Origin of the sequence: Caballeronia sp. LjRoot29 (assembly GCF_964252755.1) — a bacterium.
In the GTDB taxonomy this organism is placed as follows: domain Bacteria; phylum Pseudomonadota; class Gammaproteobacteria; order Burkholderiales; family Burkholderiaceae; genus Caballeronia.
Genome location: NZ_CAXUPU020000022.1, coordinates 19,293 through 41,807, shown reverse-complemented (window position 1 = coordinate 41,807; position 22,515 = coordinate 19,293). Strand labels below are relative to the sequence as shown.

Sequence of the window (22,515 nt, the reverse complement as noted above, 5' to 3'; positions counted from 1 at the left end):
GGCGGGGTATTTTCACGGCAGGATTCGACCGCGCTTCATGCAAATCGTCAAGGAGACGACAAGTGAAACAAACCACTCGCAATCGAGCTCTCATCGCTGTCGTGATGTCTGCGGCGCTATGGCGCGCAATCCCGGATAGCCAGGCGCAGACATCGGCGGCGAGCGCCGCCGAACCGGGAACAAGACTCGTGAAAATAGGGGTCGCCGGGCCGTTGACGGGAGGACTGGCGCATTTTGGCAAAGACAATGAAAACGGTGCGCGGTTAGCCCTTGAAGAGATCAACAAGACGGGACTGACCATCGGCGGACAGCGCATCACGCTGGTGCTCGACACGCAAGATGATGCGGCCGATCCTAAAACGGGAACCCAGGTTGCACAAAGGCTGGTCGACGACGGGGTTGTCGCAGTCGTCGGTCACTACAACTCCGGCGTTTCAATTCCTGCCTCCAGAATTTACAGCGACGCGGGTATAGCTCAGATATCTCCCTCATCGACGAATCCGGATTACACGTTGCAGGGCTTCAAGACGACGTTTCGGCTAGTTGCAACGGATGCTGCGCAGAGTCCTACGCTCGCCGCTTACGCGGTCAAGAACCTGGGTATCAAGCGCCTGGCCGTTGTGGACGATGCTACACAGGCAGGCAAGGGCCAGGCTGATGAATTTGCTAAGCCGGCAAAGGCCGCTGGCGTGAGCATTGTTGCACGGGAAGCCACGACTTCCACGGCGACCGATTTCAGGGCCATTCTCACGACCATCAAGGCGTCCCGGCCGGACACCATCTACTTCGGTGGCACGGACCAGGGCGCCGGTCCGTTTGCCAAGCAGGCGGTCAGTCTCGGCATCAAAGCGAGAATTCTTGGATCTGACGGCATCTGTACCGAAAAAATGGCTGAACTTGCCGGCGATGCCGCGCAGAACGTGGTGTGTTCAGAGGCCGGCATGCCGCTTTCAAGAATGAGTCAAGGCGCTGCCTTCAATGCGAAGTACCAGGCGCGTTTTGGTCAACCGCTCGTGCTCTACGCACCATTCACGTACGACGCTGTTTATATCATCGTGGATGCAATGAAACGCTCGAACTCAGTGGACCCGTCCAAGGTTCTCGACGCAATCCACAAGACTGACTATGCCGGAATTACGGGGCACGTCATGTTCGATGCAAAGGGCGATATCACGGAACCGGCTATCTCTATCTTTGACTTTAAAGATAACAAGAAGACGTTGCTGGATGTCGTCAAGATGTAGTGCGCATTGCAAGGCATGAGGTCACCAACGATGACGGATAACATACCCATACACTGGGACTGAACGGAGATTTTCATGGCCGCCTCACCGCTTCATCCCGCACCATCGCCTAAGTCCGCACCTTCCACGATCGCCCTGGAAAACCACAGCCCCACATGGGCCGAGGTTGACCTGGATGCGCTGACTCGCAACTATGATCGGCTGAAAACGTTGATTGGAGCCGGCAAGCAAATCATCGTACCCGTCAAGGCGAATGGCTACGGTCACGGTGCGACGCGTATCGCTGCATGCTTGGCAAGACGCGGCGCCTACGCTGTGCAAACGGCGTCGGTACGAGAGGCCGTGGCGATACGCCGATCGGGAAATGGGGTAAAGATCATTGCCTATCCTGTCAATCTCGCGGAGGACGTGCACGCATTACTGCAGAACGACATTGTGCCGACAGTGGTCGATATGGCAGGCGCCCGGATCGTATCGGCTGCGGCGACACGGCCAGTCGCCATATGCGTCAAGGTCGATGCCGGTCTCCAGCGACTTGGCGTGCCGCTGGACGAAGCCGAAGACATCATCATGAAAATGGCCGGACTGCCAAACGTAATGGTGGAGGGCGTCTATACCCATGTGCCTTTCGCTGACCTGTCGCAAGCGGACTGGGCAATAGGCCGTGTCCGCGCTTTTGAGGTGCTTGTTAAAAGGCTGCTGCAACGAGGTTTGGAATTGCGCGTCACGCAAGCCCGTGCAAGCGCGCACGTGATTGCGAATATCGAGGACAGTCTTACTGCGGTGTGTGCGGGACACTTCCTGTATGGCTTGCGCTCTTTTCCGGCGGACAGTGCGGTCAATCTTCCGTCGGAACCCGTCCTTCGCGCGATTAAAACGCGCTTGATCCAGGTGCGGCCAATTGGCGGCAGTCCAGCGAAAACTCATGGCGATCCGTACGGCGCCAATTTCGAGGGCGTCACACGAACTGGCGTGCTTTCGGTTGGCCGGGCCAATGGTATTCTGCGACCGCTTCATGACAAGGGTGCTTACGTCCTGGTCGCTGGTCGACCTTCTCGTGTTATTTCTGTCACCCTTGAATATACCGTTGTTGATCTGTCCGGCCATCCCGACGCCTTGTCGGGCGACACCGCGACCATCCTTGGCGACGACGGCGAAGCAGTGCTGACTATCGACGATGCAACCAGGGCTGCGGGCTGCTCACCCCTGGATTTCAGTATTGGGCTACGCGACATTGCATTGATTTATCGAGGAGGCGAGTGACCTCTTTCACCTTCCCCTCATGAAGGGCTAGGGCGCCAGACTCGGCGCCCCGGATGCACGGCGGCAGCTTAAGCAGTAGCTTCTCGTTTCGGCAGTTCGGACGTATCTGTCAGGCATCCATCGGTAAGCGCCGCGACAGGCGTGAAGTCTCGATGATGGATATGTTCTGGTCGCTTGTCCTTCGTGCAGCGATTGTCCACCGGATTCAGGATCAGCGAGAAGATGGCGCGCGTCCAGGGCGAGAGGTTTGGGGGCGAACCATGAATCAGACTGTCGCCGAAAATTAGCGCCGTGCCTGCCGGTCCTGTAGCTGAAACAAGATCCCGCTGCTCCCCCACATTCTTGACGATCTCGGACGGCACTACCCACAAGGGGTGGCTTGTCGTGGTGGTGTCGTAGAAAGCCTCCGAAGACCCGACACGATGTGAGCCCCTGATGAAGTACAGAGGCCCGTTGAATTCGTTGACGTCGTCAAGGAAGACGTGCAGGTTGAGCGCCAGTGGTTGTGGTACGCCGTCGTCGCGATGATGCGTGGCGAAATCCTGATGCCACTGCCACATTTCTCCAGTGATTGCTTCTTTGACGTTGATCTTCGATTGTTGGACATAGAGATTCGGGCCAGCAATCTGTTGAGCGGGTTCCACGAAGCGCGGGTGCCGGACGAGCTTCCCGAAAACTTCGTCGCGTAGATGAAGGCCAAACGCGGTGCGCACTACATCGCTACTTTTTTCCTTGACGTTCGCTGCGGTGTCCTGAAGAAACACGCGGTTCATGGCCGCACGCAACACCTCGACCTCGTCGACGGAAAATAGCTGCGGGAGAATAAGGAATCCATCCTCATTGAACTGTCTAAGTTGCTCTTGGGTTAACTGCATGGTTGACGCCCCTGAAGAAAACGGTAGTGGCAGGCGAGGCAGGCTTGTGACTTTTATCCTGGCGACGCTTCGATATGCAATCAGTTGATATGCATCGATTGGAGGATAGTCGCCGGGACGATTGAAGAGAAACTAATACTTCTTAACACGGCTATTAGTGGGAGTTATTGGCGGGTCGAATGGGAAGGTGTTTTCGTTCGCGCGCGGGGAATGGGCTTTTTAGGTTGGCGGTGGCGGGTAGTGCAGGGGTTGGATTTGACGACCAAACGAACGCGCAAGCGGGAGTTCCTCGACGAGATTCCGTGGACCGGACGGCGTTATCCGGTTTGATGGACCCGGATCGATTGCGCCCATCGTGCTCGCGAGTGGGCGCTTCGTGTTCGACGACGTTCTTCCCCTTATTGATCAACTATGAAGCCGTCAAAATGCGGCCGCATCGAAATCGGTTTGGATAATGGCGGCCGGATTCTCTGTGCGTCCGGCAGCAAGGCCATGCCGAGTCCGGGTCCGTTCGGGATATCGACAAAACCGTTGTTCGGCAACGGCACCTTGTCGACAATATTGCTGCCCAGATGTTCCGGCCGTGATTCGAAGATTCCAGCTTCGAAACCCGTCGCGTATTCCTGGATCGCGAAGTTGGGGATTGCGGCGTCGAGCTGGAGGCACGCGGCCAACCCGATAGGCGAGAGCGGGTTATGCGGAACGACCTGGATGTGGTGCGCCTCGGCCATCGCTGCAACCTTGCGGGCGCCGGTAATGCCGCCGCACAGACACAGGTCGACGCGCGCGTATTCCACTCCCCCTCGGGCCATGAGTGTCTGGAATTCGTAGATGCTGGAGAAGCGCTCTCCGGTCGCAATCGGAATATGAATTTTCTCAGCAACGCGCGCCATGCCATCGGGTCCTTCCGGACGGATCGGATCTTCGATGAACATCGGATGCGTGTCCTCGATACCGCGCGCGAACACAATCGCCTCGGCCGGCGTAAGTCGTCGATGCAGCTCGATGAGCAAGTCGACCCGATCGCCCACGACTTCGCGCATCTGATGCACATTACTGATCGCGTCGCGCATTTTTTTGATGTGCGTCTTGAAGTAAACCTGGTCATTGCCTTCATCGAGGAACGGATTCAGGTGGCCAAATGCATTGAAGCCGACTTCCATCTTCGCCTGGCACTCCACCAGGATCTTCTCGATGCTGCTTTCGTAAATGTGCCCGTAAATACGCGCTTTAGTGCGCACCGGACCACCCAGCAATTGATAGATCGGTACATTCAGCGCGCGACCCTTGATGTCCCAGAGCGCAATGTCGATGGCAGAAATCGCGGCGTTAATCGCCAGCCCCTGGAAGTAGCTGAAGCGATGCATCACGTTCCAGTGATGCTCGATCGCAAACGCGTCCTTGCCGACCAGATACTCGGCGAAACGGCGGATCGCCGCGCCCGACGCTTCAATATGTCCCCATGCGCCGGCCTCACCATAACCGGTAATGCCTTCGTCGGTATCGACGCGGACAAACATGAACTGGCCAACATGCAGTGGTTCGACTTTAGTGATCTTCATTGAAAACTCCTTCTTGGATTTTGGTTAGTACCGTGTCGCCTGCACTGTGGCGGCGTCGTTTTCAGAGGCTGCAGGATCAGCGCCTGCCGAAGGTTCATCGAGATTGCGGCCACGCGTTTCGGGTCCGAGGAACACAGACACGGCCGTGATCACGCCAAGTGCCACGACGTACCACGCGACCAGATGCGGGGAACCAGCGCCAGCGGAAAGGAGACCGACCGCGATCATCGGCGCGATGCCGCCCGAGATGGGTGAGGTGACCTCGCGGGCGAGCGAGAAGCCGGTGTACCTGACACGCGAGGGGAACATTTCGGCGAGCCACGGGCTTTGCGCCGAGGTCATCATCGTTTTTGCTACTGATGAAACCAGGAAGAGTCCCGCATAGATCCACACGATGTCTCCGCTCTGCAGCATGCGAAAGAACGGGAAGATCGCAAGCCCGGAGATCAGAGCACCGCCAATGTAGACCGGCTTGCGTCCCACCAGATCCGAGACCCAGCCAAAGAATGGCACGGTGACGAATTGCAGCGCGGTGCTGAACATCAGGGCCGTCACAATGACATCGCGTGACATATGCAGTTGCTGCGTGACATAGACGATCACGAACGATTCGTAGATATAAGCAAGCGAGTTGTCGCCAAGACGCGCTCCCCAGGCGCACAACATGGGCCGCAGTGACGTACGAAAAACTTCCCGGATCGGTGCCCTGACCACGGCATTGCGTTTCTGGAGGTCGAGGAACGCAGGGGTTTCCTTGAGCGAACTACGTAGTACAAGGCCGAGGATCACGACTACCGCGCTCAGCAGGAAGGGGACTCGCCAGCCCCATTCCTCGAACGCACCTTTCGACAAGCTCGACGAAATATGGAAGGTGGCAAGCGACATCAGCAGACCGAGTGCAACGCCCACATAGGGCAACGATCCATAGAGACCGCGCCGCTTGGGCGGCGCATATTCGATCACCATCAGCACGGCGCCGGCATACTCCGCGCCGGAGCCCAGGCCCTGCAATGCGCGCAGCACGCACAAGAGAAGCGGAGCCCAGACGCCGATCATCGCGTAGGTCGGCAGGAGGCCCATCAGCGTCGTCGAGCCGCCCATCAGAAGCAGAGTAATGATCAGCACTTTCTTGCGGCCAATCCTGTCGCCGAGCCGCCCGAAAATCACACTGCCGACAGGCCGGACGAAGAACCCGATCGCGAAGCTCGCGTACGCGAGGAGCGTCCCGGTCAGATGATCGTATGAAGGAAAGAACAGCTTGTTGAATAGCGTGGCGGCCGCCGTCGCGTAAAGGTAGTAGTCGTACCATTCAACGGCCGTTCCCACGATCGCGCTCAGGATGGCGTTGCGGACCGCGCGGCGTATTTCGGGCGACTGCCGGTGTGTGCTTTGCAAGGCAACCTCTATTCTTTTATCGAAGGCCGCGCACGGGGCGCAGCGTGTCTCCATCGGCCGCGAACCGTGCCGCTCGCAGTGTTTGGCGCTTTTTTCAGTGGCACACTGACGCGACCTCTCATGGGCCGGGCTTCAGTCAGTCTTTCGCAGCGCCACTTTTTGATACGCTTCGCGACTACGCCCGTTTGCTGCGTTCGCGACAGGGTTCCATCTTCCGAATTATCGTCTGGAAACGTTTCCGGAAACGTTTCCAGACGATAATTCGAGCAGTAAGAGGTTGTCAAGAATTGATTGGGGAAATTTCGAGATGAGCAACAAGACGGGGGAACCCGCCATCGTGAAGTCCGGCATCAAGGCGGTGGCCGAACTGGCGGGCGTGGGAATCGCGTCAGTGTCGCGGGTGCTTTCGGGACAACCCGGCTCGAGCCCGCAGATGACGCAGCGCGTGCTGGACGCGGCTCGCCAACTTGGCTACGCGCCCAACGTCCTCGCGCAAAGCCTGCGCCGGCGTGCGACGCATTCCGTGGGGTTTGTTGGCTCGGATATCAACAATCCCCTGGTTGCCTCCATCGTCAGCGGTGCGGAAAGCGTACTCAGCGTGGCCAAGTATTCGGTCCTTCTGACCAATTCAGGCGGCGACCCGGGCGTCGATGCGCAACGTATCGATGTATTGCTTCAACGTCAGGTCGACGGGCTGATCGTGTTGCCCGCGCTCGAAGACGACCCGGCTACGCTGGCTGCGTTGCGCGGCGCGCAAGGGCCGGTCGTGCTGATCGATCGCACCTTGCCTGCCGACATCGGCGCGCATTACGTGTTGTCGGATCACTTTCGGGGAATTGGCGATGCCAGCCGTTATCTGCTGCAGGCGGGTCACAGCAGGATCGGTCTGGTCGTGGGCCTCGACGTGCGGCCGACCCGCGAACGTATTCGCGCGGTGGAAGCCGCCTTCGATAGCCTTGGCATCGAGCGAAACCTGATCGTTCATCGAGGGCGTTTGTCACCGGAACACGGGGAGCAAGCCATGGATGAACTGCTTTCCGGCGATGCTCCGCCGAGCGCGGTGATTTTAGGCGGCAATCAATTGCTGGAAGGGGCGCTGCACGTGGTGCATCGGCGAGGGCTGACGCTGGGCGTGGATCTGTCGCTGGTCAGTTGCGACGATCTGCCATTGTGCCGGCTTCATCACCCGCCCATTGCGACGGTGATGCGGGATACGGCACTACTGGGCCGCCGTGCCGCCGAATTGCTGCTTGCTCAGCTTCGTGAGCCGGGCGTAACCGAACCTGTTCTGTTGCCCACGTGGTTCGAACCGCGGGAGAGTTGCGGACCCTTCGCGACGCCATCGATCAAGGTCGCTCAACTACGAGGCTTAAAAAAGCGCGCGAAGTAGGGGCCACGAAGAAGCCCGGATGGTGTGATTCAGCCTGATCTCCGCGCAATTCGGGGCTTGCGAGCGACTGCGCAGAGCGACGCACGGGAAGTTACTCGACCCACCGGGCTCGGGACAGCATATCGTCAAGCATTTCAATCCAATGCCGAACCGGAGTTTTCGATGCAGCGGCAAGATGGGAAATGCATCCAATGTTGGCAGAAACGATCAGTTCCGGTCCCGTCGCCTCGAGGGCAGCCACTTTGTCATTTCGTAGTTGCGAAGCCAGGGCGGGTTGCGAGATGGAGTAGGTCCCCGCGGAACCGCAGCAAAGATGCGCATCGGCAGGAACGCGTACGTCGATATCAAGCGAGCGCAGCAGGCCTTCCACAGCCCCCTTTATTTGCTGTCCGTGCTGCAGCGTGCAGGGCGGATGGAAGGTAACGCGGCGTCGTTCCGGTGAAGCGATCAAGGGCCGTAGCGTGTCCACATACCCTGGAAGCAGTTCAGCGAGATCTTTGGTAAGCGCGACGATCCGGTCGGCTTTTTCAGCATAGACCGGGTCGTCGCGCAACAGATGGCCGTATTCCTTCACCGTCGCACCGCAGCCGGACGCATTCATGACGATGGCTTCAATGCCCTGTTCGACGTAAGGCCACCACGCGTCAATGTTTCTGCGTATATCGTCAAGCCCGGAATCCGAATTGGAAAGATGCAGGCGTATGGCGCCGCAACAACCCGCGCTTGCCGGCGCGATCAGTTCTATGCCAAGCGCGTCGAGCACTCGACGGGTCGCAACATTGATGTTCGGGGACATCGCAGGTTGCACACAGCCCTCAAGAAAAAGCATTTTTCTTGCATGATGTCCGATCGGCGTGGGCCGTGGAACCTGACCGACAGGAATCTTTGCCTGAAGACTTGCACTCAAGAGCGGCCGGGCAAGGCGTCCAAGTTCCATGGCCGCAGCAAACAAACGACGCTCAGGTACGAAGTGAGCGAGCGAGTAGCGCAGCAAGCGCTCCTTCATGGGCCGCTCGACCTTGGTCTCGACGATACGCCGGCCGATATCGAGCAGGCGGCTGTATTGAACCCCCGATGGACACGTCGTTTCGCAGTTGCGGCATGTCAGACACCGGTCGAGATGCAATTGGGTCTTTCTCGTAACCGGTTGCCCTTCAACCATCTGCTTGATCAGGTAGATGCGCCCTCTGGGCCCATCGAGCTCGTCTCCGAGTAATTGATAGGTGGGGCAGGTGGCCGTGCAGAATCCGCAATGCACGCACTTCCCAATGATGGCCTGCGCATCGTCCCCGTCCCGTGTTCCAACCATGAAATCAGCCAGCTCGGTTTGCATACGATCACATCCCTACGAACATGCGTCCGTGGTTAAACACGCCCGCTGGATCAAACGCGGTCTTGAGACGTTTGTGAATGCCTGCCACGGGTGCGGACAGCGCGGTGAAAACATCGATACCGTTCTTCGCGTATCGAAACTGCGTTGCATGGCCGCCTGCAGCTACCGCGGCTTGACGCAAGGCGTCGTCATCGGCCGACGCAAAGAGCCAACGTTGGCTTCCGCCCCATTCGATGAGTTGGGAATCGGCATCGCGAAGTAAAGCGGGCTCGGTCGTGGAAGGAACGCAAAGCCGCCACAAAGCGGCGCCGGCCGGAGCCTTCTGGAAAAAAGCGGCGCTTTGTTCACGTAGCGATTGCCAGTACATTGCAGCCGCCGGATTTTGCATGGATTCACCGCCCAGGGTCGAGCAAGCTGTGCGCACTGCGGCCGTGGCTCCCTCCAGGCGAATCGTCAGCATTCCTGCGTGCCATGCACTGGCGGTGATGGGTAAAGGTTGACCAGCCCACTCGTTTAACTTGCGCACGGCGTTGCGTGCGCCCATCTCTTGTCTCAGCGTCGCGGATGCAGGAGGTATCGGCAATACCTTGACCGAGATGTCCAGCAACAATCCCAATGTGCCCAACGATCCAGCCATCAGCCGGGCCACATCGTAGCCCGCCACATTTTTCATGACCTGACCGCCGAATTGGAGAAACTCCCCTCGACCGGTGAGAATCGACGCACCCAGGAGGAAGTCACGTATTGCACCAACACTCATGCGTCGGGGTCCGGAAAGACCGGTTGCAATACAGCCGCCGAAGGTGGCGCCCGGTCCGAAATGAGGCGGTTCGAAGGCCAGCATCTGCTGACGTGCCGAGAGCAACTGTTCAATTTCCGCGAGCGGTGTGCCGCTTCTTGCAGTAATGACAAGCTCCGCCGGGTCATACGCGACAACACCACGATACGCACGGGTATCGAGCACTTCTCCAGTAGTGGCCGCGCCATACCAGTCTTTCGAGCCTCCGCCGCGGATGCATAGGCGATGGCCGTGTGCATAAGCGTCTTCGATTTTCTCCCTGAACTGTTCCTGGACGCCTGCAACCGGGACGTTAAGCGTCTCCGTCTTCGTGATCTTCACATCTGCGGTCACATCGTTCATCAAAACCTCGGGATCTCGGGATGAGGCAACAGGCCACCGCGCACGTGCAGCCGGCCGTATTCCGCGCATCGGGCCCGGGTGGGGATGCCCTTATCCGGGTTAAGAAGCCGTTGCGGGTCGAAGGCGTGTTTGACGGCGAAAAACATATCGCGCTCGCCGTCGGAAAACTGGACGCACATTGAGTTGATTTTCTCCACGCCAATGCCATGCTCGCCCGTGACGGTGCCACCGAGTTCAACGCACGTCTCCAGAATATCCGCGCCGAATTCCTCGGCGCGATGCCATTCATCGCGGTCATTGCCGTTGAACAAGATCAATGGATGCATGTTTCCGTCGCCCGCATGGAAGACGTTGATGCAACGCAGTTGGTAGCGCTTTTCCATCTCGCGGATACGCAGCAGGAGTGGGCCGATTGCGCGGCGAGGGACCGTCCCGTCCATGCAGTAGTAATCAGGCGAAAGCCGTCCCGCGGCAGGAAATGCGTTCTTACGCCCGGACCAGAAGCGAAGCCTTTCTGCTTCCGAAGTCGAAATTTCGATACGCGTAGCACCTTGCGCCTCGAGCAGTGTGGTGAGCCGTTCGATCTCCTCGGCGACTTCCTCTGGCGTTCCGTCCGACTCGCAAAGGAGGATTGCGGCCGCGCTCGTGTCATAGCCGGCATGCACGAACTCCTCTACAGCTTGCGCCGCGGCGCGATCGAGCATCTCAAGTCCTGCCGGGATGATCCCGCTTGCAATGATCGCCGCCACAGCCGCTCCCCCAACTTCGACATCATCGAAACTCGCCATTACGACCTGCGCGACCTGAGGCTTCGGGATCAAGCGGACGGTCACCTCGGTCACGATCGCGAACATGCCTTCGCTGCCAATTAGTACTGCCAGCAAATCGAGGCCCGGGGCGTCGGGAGCACGAGAACCGAACTCACAGATTTCACCGTCCATCGTAACGGCGCGAACGCGCACTACGTTGTTGACGGTGAGGCCGTACTTCAGGCAATGCACCCCGCCCGAGTTCTCCGCGATGTTGCCGCCGATGGTGCACGCGATCTGCGATGACGGATCAGGAGCGTAATACAGCCCGAACGGTGACGCTGCTTCGGAAATCGCGAGATTGCGCACCCCGGGCTGCAGGGTGGCCGTGCGGGCGTAAGGATCGACATTAATGATCTTGCGCATGCGCGCAAGCGAGAGCACGACGCCTTCGCGAAGCGGCATGGCGCCGCCCGACAACCCGGTGCCCGCGCCACGTGGCACTACCGGAATGCCGTGGTGCGCACACAGCCTGAGGACCGCCTGAACATGCGCCTCCGACTCAGCCAATACGACTCCCAGCGGTAACTGCCTGTACGCGGCGAGACCGTCGCATTCGTAAGGCGCGACATCCTCCTTGTCCGTCAACAAAGTACAGCCAGGCATCTCGCGTCTCAATTCCTGCGCAAACGCGTCGATGCGTCGAGCCCGGCGGCCAAGCGCCATTGATTCGCTGTCGTCCGGCGAAATACTTCTGTCAGGTAGATACCCTGGATCCGCTATCAATGGGGCCGCCCCGTAAGGAAAAGTGCTTGATAAACAAATGTCGCTTGACGTGCATCATCGACATCAGTCTAATATGTTAGTGGGATATAAGCAATATATGGAGTGGATATGGACGTTGCAGCGGTGGGAGAAGGCGCCGCGATTGTCGTGGCCGTGCATGGCATTCAGGGAACGCGATCTGTCTGGATGCCGATCGCCCGGGAATTGCACCAGGAGGCGATGTTCGTATTGCCCAATTTGAGGGGCAGAGGCCAAGCTGCACGCGGCTTGTCGGCTGAAGACTACGGTCTCGGCGCATTTGCCGATGATCTTTCAGACGCGATCGATTCCGAAGTTCGGGGACGGCCTTACTGGTTAGCGGGCTGGAGCATGGGTGTATCGGTTGCGCTTGAATACCTGTCGCGCTCAACCATGCGGCCGCCGGAGGGTGTCATTCTGGTTTCCGGAACGGCCGCGATACGCGAGGTCCGCTGGTTCAGGGCAGAGGACGAAGAGTCGCTGCTACAAGAGATTGCAGCGCGGGAACAGCGCCTTGAGTTGAAGGAGGCAGCAGACCACGACGCGGTCGCGTGGACCTGGCAGGCGATTCGATCAACTGATCAACGAGCCATTCTCGAACGGCTTGATCTCCCGGCGCTGATTTTGCACGGCGCCCAGGACACCGACTGTCCGGGTTCATGCGCGGATTCGCTCGCTCAACACATCCACGGTGCTCAACGGCAGATGTTTATCGATGCCGGGCACACCTTGCCCGTCACACACGCCGACCTGGTCGCGAAAGCCATACGCCGCTTCGTTGACCATTAATTTCTCCACGGAGTTCATATGCGAACAGAAGACCTCATTCATTTTTGCCCGCCCGGAAGGTTGATTATCGGTGCTGGCTCACGCGCGCAGCTTCCAGCCCTGGTCGCCCACCTTGGATACCGCAAAGGCGTGCTCGTGACCGACAGGTTCTTTGTGAATTCCACCCCGTGGGTAGACGAGTACGTGAAATCGGCTTCCCTGCTCGGAATCGAAACGATCGTATTCGATGGAGGCGAGCCGGACCCTACCACCACACTCTGCAACAGCGCCACGCAGTCGGTGCGGAAAGCCTTGAAGGGCGCGGCGCCCGATCACGTCATCGCGCTGGGTGGCGGGAGCAACATCGACCTTGCCAAGGCGCTCTGCATCACCCTGCCATCCGGAAGACCGGTGCGGGACTTTGTCGGCGGCCTGAGCTCGGCGGACAAGCCGATTCCATTGATCGCGCTTCCTACGACCGCCGGTACCGGTTCGGAAGCGACTCCCGGTGCGATTTTGCTCGATCCGAACAACGCCACCAAGGTGGCCGTCATGGACAACTCGCTGCGTCCGCACATTGCCCTCATCGACCCCGAGCTTACGTACACCTGTCCACCGCGCGTGACCGCAGACGCAGGGATCGATGCCTTGACGCATGCGATCGAGTCATATCTGACGCTGGACTCCGCGCAATACGATCGAAACGGTCATCCTGATCCCGGATACAGCGGTCGCTCGTCTCTGACCATGCTGTTCGCGCGCGAAGCCATCTCGCTGTGCGCGCGATTCCTGAAACGTTGCTATGACCACGGCGATGACGTCGAAGCACGTACCGGCATGTGTTACGCGAGCATCTATGCAGCCTTGTCGTATGGAAGTGCCGGCCTGAATGCCGTGCACGGCATTGCTTACGCAGTTGCCGGCCTGACGCATCGCTCGCACGGCACCACGAATGCGGTGGTCCTCCCGTACGCGATGGAAGCGCTTGGTCCACATCGCTTAGTGGAGATGGCTGAGATCGCGCAGATCTTCGGTATCTCCGGCGAAAACCCCGAGGACACGTCGCGCGAGTTATGTGAATTTTTACGCGACCTCGTCGCCGACCTGGGTATCCCTACAAATCTCAGAGACCTTGGAGTCGGAGAGGGTTCACTCGATGCGCTGACCCGCGACGGACTCGCCGTGACGCGTCTTGCGAAGTCATTTCCGGTGCCCGATGTCGCCCAGGCGTACAGCCGGATTGTACGAAACGCCTATCGCGGCGATCTAGGGAAATTCCCTATAAAAGCAGCTGATAAACTACTTGATCCAATCTCATATTCAACTAATATATCAGTACCGGCTAACGCAACAGGAGACAAATCATGATGACCGAGCGACAACGAAAATTCCGTGAGAACTACAAGGCAAATATCAGTCCGATGTACAACGGGCTCCTGCACATTTCGGTGATGTATTTGACCGGCGCTGCGGCGATCTACTACTGCCTGTCGCATCTGAACGCGGCGCGGTGGGAGTGGCTTCTCGTTATCCCGATTTTTCTTGCAGGCAACTTTGTCGAATGGGGCATGCATCGCTTCGTGATGCATCGTCGCATTGACGTTTTTGCCCTGCGGTCGATCTACGAGCGGCACACTCGTGAGCATCATCAGTACTTCTCGGACATTGAACCGACGATTGATACGACGCGCGAGTTTCGCATCGTGTTTTTCCCGTGGCGCGTCCTGATCACGCTTGGTGTTGGAGGTACGATCCTGGGTTTCGCGGCTTCCCGTCTGATTGACCTGAACGCGGGATACATCGTCTTTCTGACCATGGTCGGGCAGTATCTGGTGTATGAGACGTTCCACTACTGCTGTCACGTTCACGAGAACTGGTTCGTCCGGAATATGCCGTTTATCAACACGATCCGGCGCCACCATACTGCGCACCACAATATGGGGATCATGATGAAGTACAACATGAACCTCACCTTTCCCATTGCTGATTGGGTGCTGGGCTCAAGCGACTTGCGTCGCGGTTTGCTTGGGACGCTTTTCAATGGATATAGCGACAAACACGTCAAGGCAGAGCTGCGGCCAGTGATTGCCAAATTCAGAAATGACCACTCGCGTGTGACGCTCGACGGTCCTGATCTCTCCGAAAACGAACGTCAAGTCATGACAGCAATTTGAATAAGCGGCCTCGATAAGCGGACTCGTTTGCGGGGCCGCTTGTAGTACCTGCATCAACTGCTGAATGACCCTCGCTCGATAATGCGCGATTGGAAGCGGATGGCCAAATTATAAGTATAACGAATCAATTGATTCCACAAAAACCTGCTCGACAGGCTGGAGAGAGACAATGGAAATGCATAACCCTGCCGTAGTCAACGTGAGAGACGGCGTAGCCGCGCGGCTGGAAAGGTTGCCCCTCACGCAATATCAGAAGTTGATTTTCACTGTTATTGCGACCGCGTGGCTGTTCGATTCAATGGATCTCGGCATCATGACGTTCGTGCTGGGCTCGATCAAGGCGGAGTTCGGCCTGAGTGCGACACAGGCCGGGATGCTCGCCAGTTCCAGCTTCCTTGGCATGCTGATCGGCGCGGCGATCGCGGGTATGCTGGCGGACCGGTTCGGGCGCAAGCCGGTGTTCCAGGTCAGCATGATATTTTGGGGAGTAGGGAGTCTGCTGTGTGGCTTCGCACCAAGCGTCGGATGGCTGATGGTGTTCCGGGTACTGCTTGGATTCGGAATGGGAATGGAGTTTCCGATCGGTCTGTCGATTGTCTCGGAAATTGTCCCAGCCAAAAATCGCGGCAGGTATCTCGCTGTCCTCGAAGGGTTTTGGCCGATCGGGTTCATCACCGCAGGCATTGCCACTTATTTCCTGCTGCCCATGATTGGCTGGCGAGGCATCTTCATCGCGCTTGCCGTACCGGCGGTCTTCGTCTTCGTTGTCCGGCGTTATGTGCCGGAATCGCCGCGTTGGCTGGAAAGCGCGGGCCGGGTGGTGGAGGCCGATTCGGTGGTTGCAGGTATCGAGGCGAGTGTGAGGAAATGCTTGCGCGGAAAGAATCTGCCACCTGTTGCGCCCGTGTCGTCTGCAACTGTCTCCGAAGTTCCCCGTGCGGCACGATTCGTACAACTATGGACTGACGGATATGCACGCCGCACTATCATGACGTGGTCCCTGTGGTTTTTTGCGCTCCTCGGGTACTACGGCCTGACAACGTGGCTAGGCGCGCTGCTTCAGAGTGCAGGTTATGAAGTGACCAAGTCGGTGTTCTATACGATCATCATCTCCCTCGCAGGCATTCCTGGATTCATGTTTGCCGCGTGGCTACTGGAGGCGTGGGGCCGCAAACCGACGTGTGCGCTCACGTTATTAGGCAGCGCGGCGTTTGCGTATCTGTACGGGCAGGCGGCGGCCACGCATGCGCCGTTAATTCAGTTGATCGGCGCCGGCCTATGCATGCAGTTCTTCTTTTTCGGAATGTGGTCGGTGCTTTACGCCTACACACCGGAACTGTATCCAACGCGCATTCGGGCGACCGGATCTGGCTTTGCATCTTCGATCGGGCGCCTTGGCTCTTTGCTGGGCCCGTCCATCGTTGGAATGGTCTTGCCTTATACGGGTCAATCAGGTGTTTTCACCCTCGGTGCAATATCTTTCGTGATCGCGGCAGCCGTCGTGGTGATCCTGGGCGTGGAGACCAAAGGGCGGCCGCTCGAGGCTCTTTCGCAATAGCCGCATGCTCGCCACGCAAGAACACTGCGAAGCAACTGCTATACAATGCGGATATCTGATGAACGCATCTGCAGGTGTACCCATGGCTGAACAAATCGTTGCCCGAAAGGCCGCCGCTCAACCGAAAACGCTGCGTGCGCGGCCGTCGACGTCCGCACGCGCGCCCAAAGCGGGCAACAAGCGGCCCGGTGCCAAAGAGAGCTTGACTGAACAGGCTTATGCACAGATCGAGGAGGCCATAGTGACGCTGCAGCTTGCGCCGGGCTCTACGGTCTCCGAGCTCTCGCTCAGTGAAATGACGGGTATCGGCCGCACGCCAATTCGCGAGGCGATTCAGCGCCTGGCGCGGGAGCACCTGATCGTGATCATGCCCCAGCGCGGCCTGCTGGTTCCCGAGATAGACGTGAAAAAGCAGCTCAAGCTGCTCAGAACGCGCAGGGAAGTCGAGCGCTTGATTTGCCGAAGCGCTGCCAAGAGCGCCACGCCCCAGGAGCGCGACGTTTTCGCGCAATTGGCGGAAGAGTTCGAGGAAGCGTCGAAGGCGAATGATGATGTCAGCTTCGTGCGACTCGATCGCGAATTCAATGAGCTATGCTTGATCGCCGCGCGAAATGAATTCGCCGAGGCCGCAATGCGCCTGATGCACGGCTTGGCTAGACGGTTCTGGTATGTGCATTACAGGGAAGCGGCCGATCTTCCCGAGATGGCGCGTCTTCATGGCGCGGTTGCCAAGGCGATAGCCGAAGGCAACGTCGATGCGGCCGGGGACACACTCGACGCCTTGCTCGACAACATCGAGGCCTTTACGCGCGCGACGCTCGTGGAGTTTTAACGTTCGGTTGCCCTTCCGAGCCTCATCATGTTTAGGCGCCAGCTTGCCCCTATGCGCGATCCGTCGATCGGTGATCGAGTGACGGTTCGCTCTGATGCCTCGCTCAGCCAGAGCGCGTATGAGTTGCTCGAAGAGGCCATCGTCACACAACAGGTTGCGCCCGGTTCGAGCGTCTCCGAGGCACAGTTAAGTGAATTGATCGGCATGAGTCGCATGCCGACCCGGGAAGCTGTGCGCCGTCTCGCGCGTGAAAACCTTCTCGAAGTGCGACCCAAGTGCGGCATTACTATCCGGCTCATCGACCCGAACGTACAGTTGCGGCTTCTCGAGACGCGCCGTGAGGTTGAGCGCCTGATGGTGCGACTCATCGCACGAGAATGTGATGCAGCTGCAAAAGCCACGCTGCGGGCGTTGTCCGCCGACTTTGAGACCGCCGCTATACGTTCGGACGTCTTGCTTTTCGTTCATGCAGACAAGTCGTTTAACGAACTCTGTCTTTCCATCTGTGGAAATGAATTCGTTGTAGGCGCGATGCGGCTCATGCAGGGGCCGTCGCGCCGTTTCTGGTTCCAGCGCTCGCGAGACGCTGAGATTCTGGTTGAATCCGCCACGTTGCATGCGGCCCTTGCCGCGGCCATTGCAAGTGGTGACCCCGACGCCGCCGCTCACGCCAGTGATCGCTTGCTTGATAGCGCAGAGCGCTTCGCTCGACGCGCGACTGAAGAAACCGGCGACGCGCTTTCTGTCCGCTAATCAGTCTCCTTTGTGCTTCCAATTCTAGGGTAAACATCGTTTGACCGACGATGGGACTTAGGTACACTCGTTACTGATAAATATCAGTAACATATAAGTTGCTTAGCAGATGTGTGGCTGATTTTGCACAGCCGGTGCAGACGGAATGCCAAACCAAGGGAAAAGTCATGAAGCGGGATGTCCAAGGGCAGTGGAACCGGCTGGCTCTGAGCAAGTCGGCACGGCTCGAACGCGCCAGCACAGTCGTTGACGGGAAGCTGGTCGCGCCGGAGGCAATGGTGCGGCTCCTTGAGGCAGTGCTGGAACCTGAAGACCGGGTTTGCATTGAAGGCGACAATCAAAAGCACGCGGATTTTCTTTCGGCTTGCCTTGCAAAGGTGAATCCAGAAATCGTCCACGACCTCCACATCGTGCAGTCGAACATCGCGCTGCCACAGCACCTGGACGTGTTCGAGAAGGGCATCGCACGCAAGCTCGATTTCTCCTACTCGGGACCGCAAGGCGTGCGCATGGCGAACCTCGTGGAGCAGGGGAAGATCAAGATCGGCGCGATCCATACCTATCTCGAACTGTATGGCCGCTACTTTTGTGATCTGACGCCGCGTGTGAGTTTTATCGCTGCGCAGAGCGCCGATCGTCACGGCAACCTGTACACAGGACCCAACACGGAAGACACGCCGGCCATCGTTGAAGCAACGGCATTCAAGAACGGCATTGTCATTGCACAGGTTAACGAAATGGTCGACACGCTTCCGCGCGTCGATGTTCCAGCGGACTGGGTGAACTTCGTGGTGCGCTCGCCGAAGGCGCATTACATCGAACCCATCTTTACGCGGGATCCGGCCGCGATCACCGAGATCCAGATCCTGATGGCGATGATGGTCATCAAGGGCATCTACGCGCAGTACGGTGTGACCAGGCTGAACCACGGCATTGGCTTCGACACGGCTGCCATTGAGCTTCTTCTGCCTACCTATGCCGAGAGCCTTGGACTGCGCGGCAAGATTTGCAACTACATGTCGGTCAATCCATGCCCGACGTTGATTCCGGCGATTGAATCGGGCTTTATCCAGTCAATCCATTCGGCGGGCTCCGAACTGGGTATGGAAAACTATGTGGCTGCGCGACCGGATATTTTTTACACGGGTCCCGACGGAAGCTTGCGTTCGAATCGCATCTTCTGTCAGCTGGCGGGTCACTATTCCGACCTGTTCATCGGCTCTACGTTGCAGATAGATCTTCAAGGAAACAGTTCGACGGCGACCAAGAGCCGGATGACGGGCTTTGGCGGTGCACCGAATTTCGGCTGTGATTCCCGGGCGCGTCGTCATACCAGCGAAGCGTGGCTCAAGGCTGGCCGTGAAGCTTCCCGCGCGGGCGCCATGCCGCGCGGGCGCAAGCTGGTCGTGCAGATCGTCGAGACGTTTGGGGAGAAGATGCAGCCGACCTTCGTCGAGCGGCTCGACGCATGGGACCTGATGGATCGTTTCGGTATGGAACTGCCGCCTGTCATGGTCTATGGCGACGATGTCACGCACCTCGTGACCGAGGAAGGTATTGCCAACCTGTTGCTGTGTCGCAGCCCGCAAGAGCGCGAGCAAGCCATCCGTGGCGTAAGCGGCTTTACGCCGGTGGGTCTGGGCCGTGATCGTCAGGCAGTCGAGAACCTGCGGGATCGCGGCGTCATCCGGCGACCCGAGGACCTTGGCGTCAATCCGCTGCACGCAACGCGTGACCTCCTCGCGGCACGCTCGATCAAGGATCTCGTGCAATGGTCGAACGGGCTGTACGACCCGCCACGGCGCTTTCGAAACTGGTAAGCAGTCCGGAAAAACTATTGGAGTATCGAAATGGAGCAGTTGCGATTTGCTTATGACGGTCTGACGGCGGGCAACAGCGGCGCCTATGCCATTGCCGGGGTGGTGGCGTCGGGCGATCTGGAAGTCCTTGTGGAGCGTGAAGAGCTCGGCGGACGATGTGAGGTCATCATTCGCACGTCCGTTCAGGGCTTTGAGAAGACCTGGAGCGCCGTGGCGCAGAGCTTCGTCTCCGCCCGGGCCCTGGCCAACACGCGCATCACGATCAACGACAGCGGCGCGACGCCGGCGGTGGTGAACCTGCGACTCGCTCAGGCGGCGCGAACACTTGACGAGGGGAACGCATGAATGCCGACGACCTGTTCGCCGCCAGCGCATTGCGGCGGAGCTATCTCGAGTCGACGGCGCGGGCGCGCGCGCATGGCATGTGCGACGACGACAGTTTCATCGAATGGCTCGACCCGCGGGCGCGCCTGACAAGCCCGCATCTGGAGGCGCTCGATGTGCCGGTGTCTTTCGATGACGGCATTGTTATTGGAGAAGGGCGGCTGAAGGGCGAGCGGATCTTTGTCGCGGCACAGGAAGGGCGTTTCATGGGCGGCGCTGTCGGCGAGATTCATGGTGCGAAGCTGACGGGGATGCTCAAGCGTGCCGCGCTGGAAAAGCCTGCGGCGGTGCTGCTCCTGCTTGAAACAGGCGGCGTGCGGCTGCACGAAGCGAATGCCGGGCTTGTCGCGATTTCGGAAATCCAGCGCGCAGTGTTCGACGCGCGCCATGCCAGGGTTCCGGTAGTCGTGCTGATCGGCGGCGGTAACGGCTGCTATGGCGGCATGGGCATCGTCGCGCCCTGCTGTGATGCCATCGTCATGAGCGAACTGGCCCGTTTGTCAGTGTCGGGACCCGAAGTCATCGAAACAGCGCGCGGCGTGGAAGAGTTCGACGCGAAGGACCGCGCGCTGGTGTGGCGCACGATGGGAGGAAAGCACCGCTACCTGCTTGGCGAGATCGATCGGCTTGTCGACGACGACCTCCCTTCGTTCAAGGAAGCGGCGGCGGCATTCCTGCGGCGCCCCGTCGCGTTCGATCTTGACGCGGTCGTCGCGGAGCATGCGCGGTTGACCGAGCGCATCGAGCGATTTGGCGAATGCGAGGACGCGGTCGATATCTGGGCCGCGCTCGGTGTTGCGAACCCGGAAATGATTCCCTCACTCGAGCTCGAACAGTTCCAGGAAGCCGTTGCGCAATCACGCACTGGGAGCGCTCATGAAATTAGCTGACCTGTTGAACGCGCTTTTCCCCGCAGGACACGATGTGACGGTCAACGCGGATGTCGTCCAGGGCCTTGGCCGGTTGGACGGGCGAGACATCGCATTGATCGGTACGACCGGACACGCCGCGATTGGCGTGGAGACCGCGTTGAAGCTTGCCGCTCACGTGCTGCGTGTGATTCAGGAAAAGCCGGGCATGCCCATTCTCTTGCTCGTCGACAACGCTGGACAGCGCCTGTCGCGTCGGGACGAGTTGCTCGCGAACAATGGCTATCTCGCGCATCTCGCCAAATGCCTTGAGGTAGCGCGAGCGCGCGGTCATCAGGTGTTGAGCCTTGTCTACGATCAGGCGATTTCAGGTGGATTCCTGGCGGCCGGAATGATTGCCGACCGGACATACGCGTTACCTGAGGCGCTGATCTACGTGATGAACCTTCCCGCCATGAGCCGCATTACCCAGATTCCGCTGGAACGTTTGGAATCCTTGTGCACGACGTCGGCGGTCTTCGCGCCCGGTGTGCCGAGCTTCTTCAAGCTTGGCATTGTCGAAGGCGTTTGGGAGGGCGATTTGTCGGGCTCGCTTCGTGAAGCACTCATGGATCACTCCAAGGAGGATTTGAGGAGTGAAACCGGGTTCGCCCGCGGCGGCCGCACGCTCGCGGCGGGTGTGGCGAGACGAGTGCAGGAAGGACGCACATGAATCCTGCAGCCTCCATGTTGTCGAGATCGCCTGCGCGCCGGTTCACGCGGGTGCGTCAAGCCGGCGATGCCTTCGCGTGCGAAGTCGCGCGCGCTGCGATTCACGCGCTCTATGAGGAGGTCATGATCGGTCCCAAGCCGGGACTCGTCACGCGTATCGACAATGGCAGTCATCGCGACATGAATGCTTCGACCTTCGTACGCAGCCTGTTCTCGCTGCGGCACTATTTTGCGGATGTGACGAGCTGCGGCCAACAGCACGCGTCATTCCCTGTCTTGCAGAATTTCGGCGTGGCCGCCGAGCACCGGATGCTGAAAGCGACGCGCGGTGTCAACACGCATCGCGGGGCCATTTTCAGTCTCGGCTTGCTGGCGGCAGCGGCAGGCAGGCTTTATGCCGAAGGCACGGGTCTCGACGTGCAGGCGCTCTGCAATGTGATCAGCCGCTCCTACGGCGCCGATATTCTCGCGAGCGCGAATGTTGCGCCGCCGAGCCACGGAAAGCGGGCGGCGGCTCAATACGGTATTGAAGGTGCCCGGGAGGTGGCTGCGGGGGGTTACCAAATATTGGTTCGGATAGCTGTGCCAACTTTCGAGGAGTCCCTCGCGTCCGGCTGTCCGCGTTCTGTCGCCGCCGTACAGTCACTCTTCGCAGTGATGGCCGTGTTTGACGACACCAACGTGTTTCATCGAGGCGGCCGTGAAGGCATCGACTGCGTCAAGCGCATGAGCCGTGCGTTTCTGGACGAAGCCGGCGTATTTTCGCCTCATTGGCATCAGGACGCCATGGCGATCCACGCAAGATTTGTTGAGCGCAACCTAAGCCCCGGGGGCGCCGCCGACATCCTCGCCGCCACGCTCTTTGTGCACGCGTTACGGGGGCTTTGACG

Annotated in this window: 20 protein-coding genes; 14 read left to right on the top strand and 6 right to left on the bottom strand. The window is 59.0% G+C overall.

The window, feature by feature from the left end:
* Positions 1–104 precede the first annotated feature (104 nt).
* Both ACSQ83_RS22415 and alr read left to right on the top strand, forming a co-directional pair.
* Complete coding sequence (locus ACSQ83_RS22415; protein ID WP_436229699.1) at positions 105–1,244, top strand: branched-chain amino acid ABC transporter substrate-binding protein; 1,140 nt, start codon at positions 105–107, stop codon at positions 1,242–1,244.
* A 75-nt stretch (positions 1,245–1,319) separates the two neighbouring features.
* Entirely contained in the window at positions 1,320–2,507 is a 1,188-nt protein-coding gene (gene alr, locus ACSQ83_RS22410; protein WP_436229659.1) for an alanine racemase, read from the top strand.
* Between the two features lie 68 nt (positions 2,508–2,575).
* On the opposite strand, the gene ACSQ83_RS22405 is transcribed toward alr, so the two are convergent.
* The 3 genes from ACSQ83_RS22405 to ACSQ83_RS22395 all read right to left on the bottom strand — a co-directional run bounded on the left by ACSQ83_RS22405 (position 2,576) and on the right by ACSQ83_RS22395 (position 6,339).
* Entirely contained in the window at positions 2,576–3,382 is an 807-nt protein-coding gene (locus tag ACSQ83_RS22405; protein WP_436229658.1) for a phytanoyl-CoA dioxygenase family protein, read from the bottom strand.
* Between the two features lie 398 nt (positions 3,383–3,780).
* Positions 3,781–4,944 carry a mandelate racemase/muconate lactonizing enzyme family protein gene (locus tag ACSQ83_RS22400; protein WP_414952515.1) on the bottom strand — a complete coding sequence of 388 codons (1,164 nt, stop codon included), beginning with the start codon at positions 4,942–4,944 and terminating at the stop codon, positions 3,781–3,783.
* Between the two features lie 24 nt (positions 4,945–4,968).
* Positions 4,969–6,339 (bottom strand): MFS transporter, encoded by a 1,371-nt coding sequence (locus tag ACSQ83_RS22395; RefSeq protein ID WP_436229657.1) that lies wholly within the window; start codon positions 6,337–6,339, stop codon positions 4,969–4,971.
* Between the two features lie 307 nt (positions 6,340–6,646).
* Between ACSQ83_RS22395 and ACSQ83_RS22390 the strand changes: the two genes are divergently transcribed.
* Positions 6,647–7,729, top strand: coding sequence for a LacI family DNA-binding transcriptional regulator (locus ACSQ83_RS22390; protein WP_436229656.1), 1,083 nt, complete (start codon positions 6,647–6,649; stop codon positions 7,727–7,729).
* 91 nt (positions 7,730–7,820) lie between these two features.
* Here ACSQ83_RS22390 and glcF read toward each other — a convergent pair whose 3' ends face one another.
* Genes glcF through ACSQ83_RS22375 form a run of 3 tightly spaced genes read right to left on the bottom strand, consistent with a single transcriptional unit; the run spans position 7,821 to position 11,678 of the window.
* Positions 7,821–9,062: a glycolate oxidase subunit GlcF gene (gene glcF / locus ACSQ83_RS22385; protein WP_414952518.1), complete on the bottom strand. Its 1,242-nt coding sequence runs from the start codon at positions 9,060–9,062 to the stop codon at positions 7,821–7,823.
* Between the two features lie 4 nt (positions 9,063–9,066).
* The gene (glcE, locus tag ACSQ83_RS22380) at positions 9,067–10,203 is read right to left on the bottom strand and encodes a glycolate oxidase subunit GlcE (RefSeq protein WP_414952519.1); all 1,137 of its coding nucleotides are present in this window, start codon (positions 10,201–10,203) and stop codon (positions 9,067–9,069) included.
* Positions 10,203–11,678, bottom strand: coding sequence for an FAD-linked oxidase C-terminal domain-containing protein (locus tag ACSQ83_RS22375; RefSeq protein ID WP_436229655.1), 1,476 nt, complete (start codon positions 11,676–11,678; stop codon positions 10,203–10,205). Before ACSQ83_RS22375 ends, glcE begins: the two co-directional genes overlap by 1 nt.
* A gap of 168 nt (positions 11,679–11,846) precedes the next feature.
* On the opposite strand from ACSQ83_RS22375, the gene ACSQ83_RS22370 reads away from it, so the two are divergent.
* From ACSQ83_RS22370 to mdcB, 11 genes are all read left to right on the top strand, one after another.
* A complete protein-coding gene (locus ACSQ83_RS22370; protein WP_414952521.1) occupies positions 11,847–12,545 on the top strand; it encodes an alpha/beta fold hydrolase in 699 nt (232 codons plus the stop codon).
* An 18-nt stretch (positions 12,546–12,563) separates the two neighbouring features.
* Positions 12,564–13,892, top strand: coding sequence for an iron-containing alcohol dehydrogenase (locus tag ACSQ83_RS22365; protein ID WP_436229654.1), 1,329 nt, complete (start codon positions 12,564–12,566; stop codon positions 13,890–13,892).
* A complete protein-coding gene (locus tag ACSQ83_RS22360; RefSeq protein ID WP_436229653.1) occupies positions 13,889–14,698 on the top strand; it encodes a fatty acid hydroxylase family protein in 810 nt (269 codons plus the stop codon). Before ACSQ83_RS22365 ends, ACSQ83_RS22360 begins: the two co-directional genes overlap by 4 nt.
* A 175-nt stretch (positions 14,699–14,873) precedes the next feature.
* A complete protein-coding gene (locus tag ACSQ83_RS22355; RefSeq protein WP_436229698.1) occupies positions 14,874–16,256 on the top strand; it encodes an MFS transporter in 1,383 nt (460 codons plus the stop codon).
* A gap of 82 nt (positions 16,257–16,338) precedes the next feature.
* Complete coding sequence (locus tag ACSQ83_RS22350) at positions 16,339–17,088, top strand: GntR family transcriptional regulator (protein ID WP_436229652.1); 750 nt, start codon at positions 16,339–16,341, stop codon at positions 17,086–17,088.
* A 27-nt stretch (positions 17,089–17,115) separates the two neighbouring features.
* Positions 17,116–17,841 (top strand): GntR family transcriptional regulator, encoded by a 726-nt coding sequence (locus tag ACSQ83_RS22345; RefSeq protein WP_436229651.1) that lies wholly within the window; start codon positions 17,116–17,118, stop codon positions 17,839–17,841.
* Between the two features lie 167 nt (positions 17,842–18,008).
* On the top strand, positions 18,009–19,661 hold the full coding sequence (mdcA, locus tag ACSQ83_RS22340; RefSeq protein WP_414952526.1) for a malonate decarboxylase subunit alpha: 1,653 nt from the start codon (positions 18,009–18,011) through the stop codon (positions 19,659–19,661).
* Between the two features lie 30 nt (positions 19,662–19,691).
* Positions 19,692–20,006, top strand: coding sequence for a malonate decarboxylase acyl carrier protein (gene mdcC, locus ACSQ83_RS22335; protein WP_436229650.1), 315 nt, complete (start codon positions 19,692–19,694; stop codon positions 20,004–20,006).
* Positions 20,003–20,935 (top strand): biotin-independent malonate decarboxylase subunit beta, encoded by a 933-nt coding sequence (locus ACSQ83_RS22330; RefSeq protein WP_436229649.1) that lies wholly within the window; start codon positions 20,003–20,005, stop codon positions 20,933–20,935. Before mdcC ends, ACSQ83_RS22330 begins: the two co-directional genes overlap by 4 nt.
* Entirely contained in the window at positions 20,922–21,626 is a 705-nt protein-coding gene (locus ACSQ83_RS22325; RefSeq protein WP_414952529.1) for a biotin-independent malonate decarboxylase subunit gamma, read from the top strand. Before ACSQ83_RS22330 ends, ACSQ83_RS22325 begins: the two co-directional genes overlap by 14 nt.
* Positions 21,623–22,513, top strand: coding sequence for a triphosphoribosyl-dephospho-CoA synthase MdcB (mdcB, locus tag ACSQ83_RS22320; RefSeq protein ID WP_436229648.1), 891 nt, complete (start codon positions 21,623–21,625; stop codon positions 22,511–22,513). The genes ACSQ83_RS22325 and mdcB overlap by 4 nt, the downstream gene beginning before the upstream one ends.
* Positions 22,514–22,515 lie beyond the last annotated feature (2 nt).

Bases quoted from the DNA above. Each gene is read 5' to 3' on its own strand.
- ACSQ83_RS22415 (WP_436229699.1), top strand. From the start codon at position 105: ATGTCTGCGGCGCTATGGCGCGCAATCCCGGATAGCCAGGCGCAGACA.
- mdcA (WP_414952526.1), top strand. From the start codon at position 18,009: ATGAAGCGGGATGTCCAAGGGCAGTGGAACCGGCTGGCTCTGAGCAAG.
- ACSQ83_RS22370 (WP_414952521.1), top strand. From the start codon at position 11,847: ATGGACGTTGCAGCGGTGGGAGAAGGCGCCGCGATTGTCGTGGCCGTG.
- ACSQ83_RS22350 (WP_436229652.1), top strand. From the start codon at position 16,339: ATGGCTGAACAAATCGTTGCCCGAAAGGCCGCCGCTCAACCGAAAACG.
- ACSQ83_RS22330 (WP_436229649.1), top strand. From the start codon at position 20,003: ATGAATGCCGACGACCTGTTCGCCGCCAGCGCATTGCGGCGGAGCTAT.
- ACSQ83_RS22355 (WP_436229698.1), top strand. From the start codon at position 14,874: ATGCATAACCCTGCCGTAGTCAACGTGAGAGACGGCGTAGCCGCGCGG.
- ACSQ83_RS22390 (WP_436229656.1), top strand. From the start codon at position 6,647: ATGAGCAACAAGACGGGGGAACCCGCCATCGTGAAGTCCGGCATCAAG.
- ACSQ83_RS22325 (WP_414952529.1), top strand. From the start codon at position 20,922: ATGAAATTAGCTGACCTGTTGAACGCGCTTTTCCCCGCAGGACACGAT.
- alr (WP_436229659.1), top strand. From the start codon at position 1,320: ATGGCCGCCTCACCGCTTCATCCCGCACCATCGCCTAAGTCCGCACCT.
- mdcB (WP_436229648.1), top strand. From the start codon at position 21,623: ATGAATCCTGCAGCCTCCATGTTGTCGAGATCGCCTGCGCGCCGGTTC.
- glcE (WP_414952519.1), bottom strand. From the start codon at position 10,203: ATGAACGATGTGACCGCAGATGTGAAGATCACGAAGACGGAGACGCTT.
- ACSQ83_RS22360 (WP_436229653.1), top strand. From the start codon at position 13,889: ATGATGACCGAGCGACAACGAAAATTCCGTGAGAACTACAAGGCAAAT.
- ACSQ83_RS22345 (WP_436229651.1), top strand. From the start codon at position 17,116: ATGTTTAGGCGCCAGCTTGCCCCTATGCGCGATCCGTCGATCGGTGAT.
- ACSQ83_RS22400 (WP_414952515.1), bottom strand. From the start codon at position 4,944: ATGAAGATCACTAAAGTCGAACCACTGCATGTTGGCCAGTTCATGTTT.
- mdcC (WP_436229650.1), top strand. From the start codon at position 19,692: ATGGAGCAGTTGCGATTTGCTTATGACGGTCTGACGGCGGGCAACAGC.
- glcF (WP_414952518.1), bottom strand. From the start codon at position 9,062: ATGCAAACCGAGCTGGCTGATTTCATGGTTGGAACACGGGACGGGGAC.
- ACSQ83_RS22405 (WP_436229658.1), bottom strand. From the start codon at position 3,382: ATGCAGTTAACCCAAGAGCAACTTAGACAGTTCAATGAGGATGGATTC.
- ACSQ83_RS22365 (WP_436229654.1), top strand. From the start codon at position 12,564: ATGCGAACAGAAGACCTCATTCATTTTTGCCCGCCCGGAAGGTTGATT.
- ACSQ83_RS22375 (WP_436229655.1), bottom strand. From the start codon at position 11,678: ATGGCGCTTGGCCGCCGGGCTCGACGCATCGACGCGTTTGCGCAGGAA.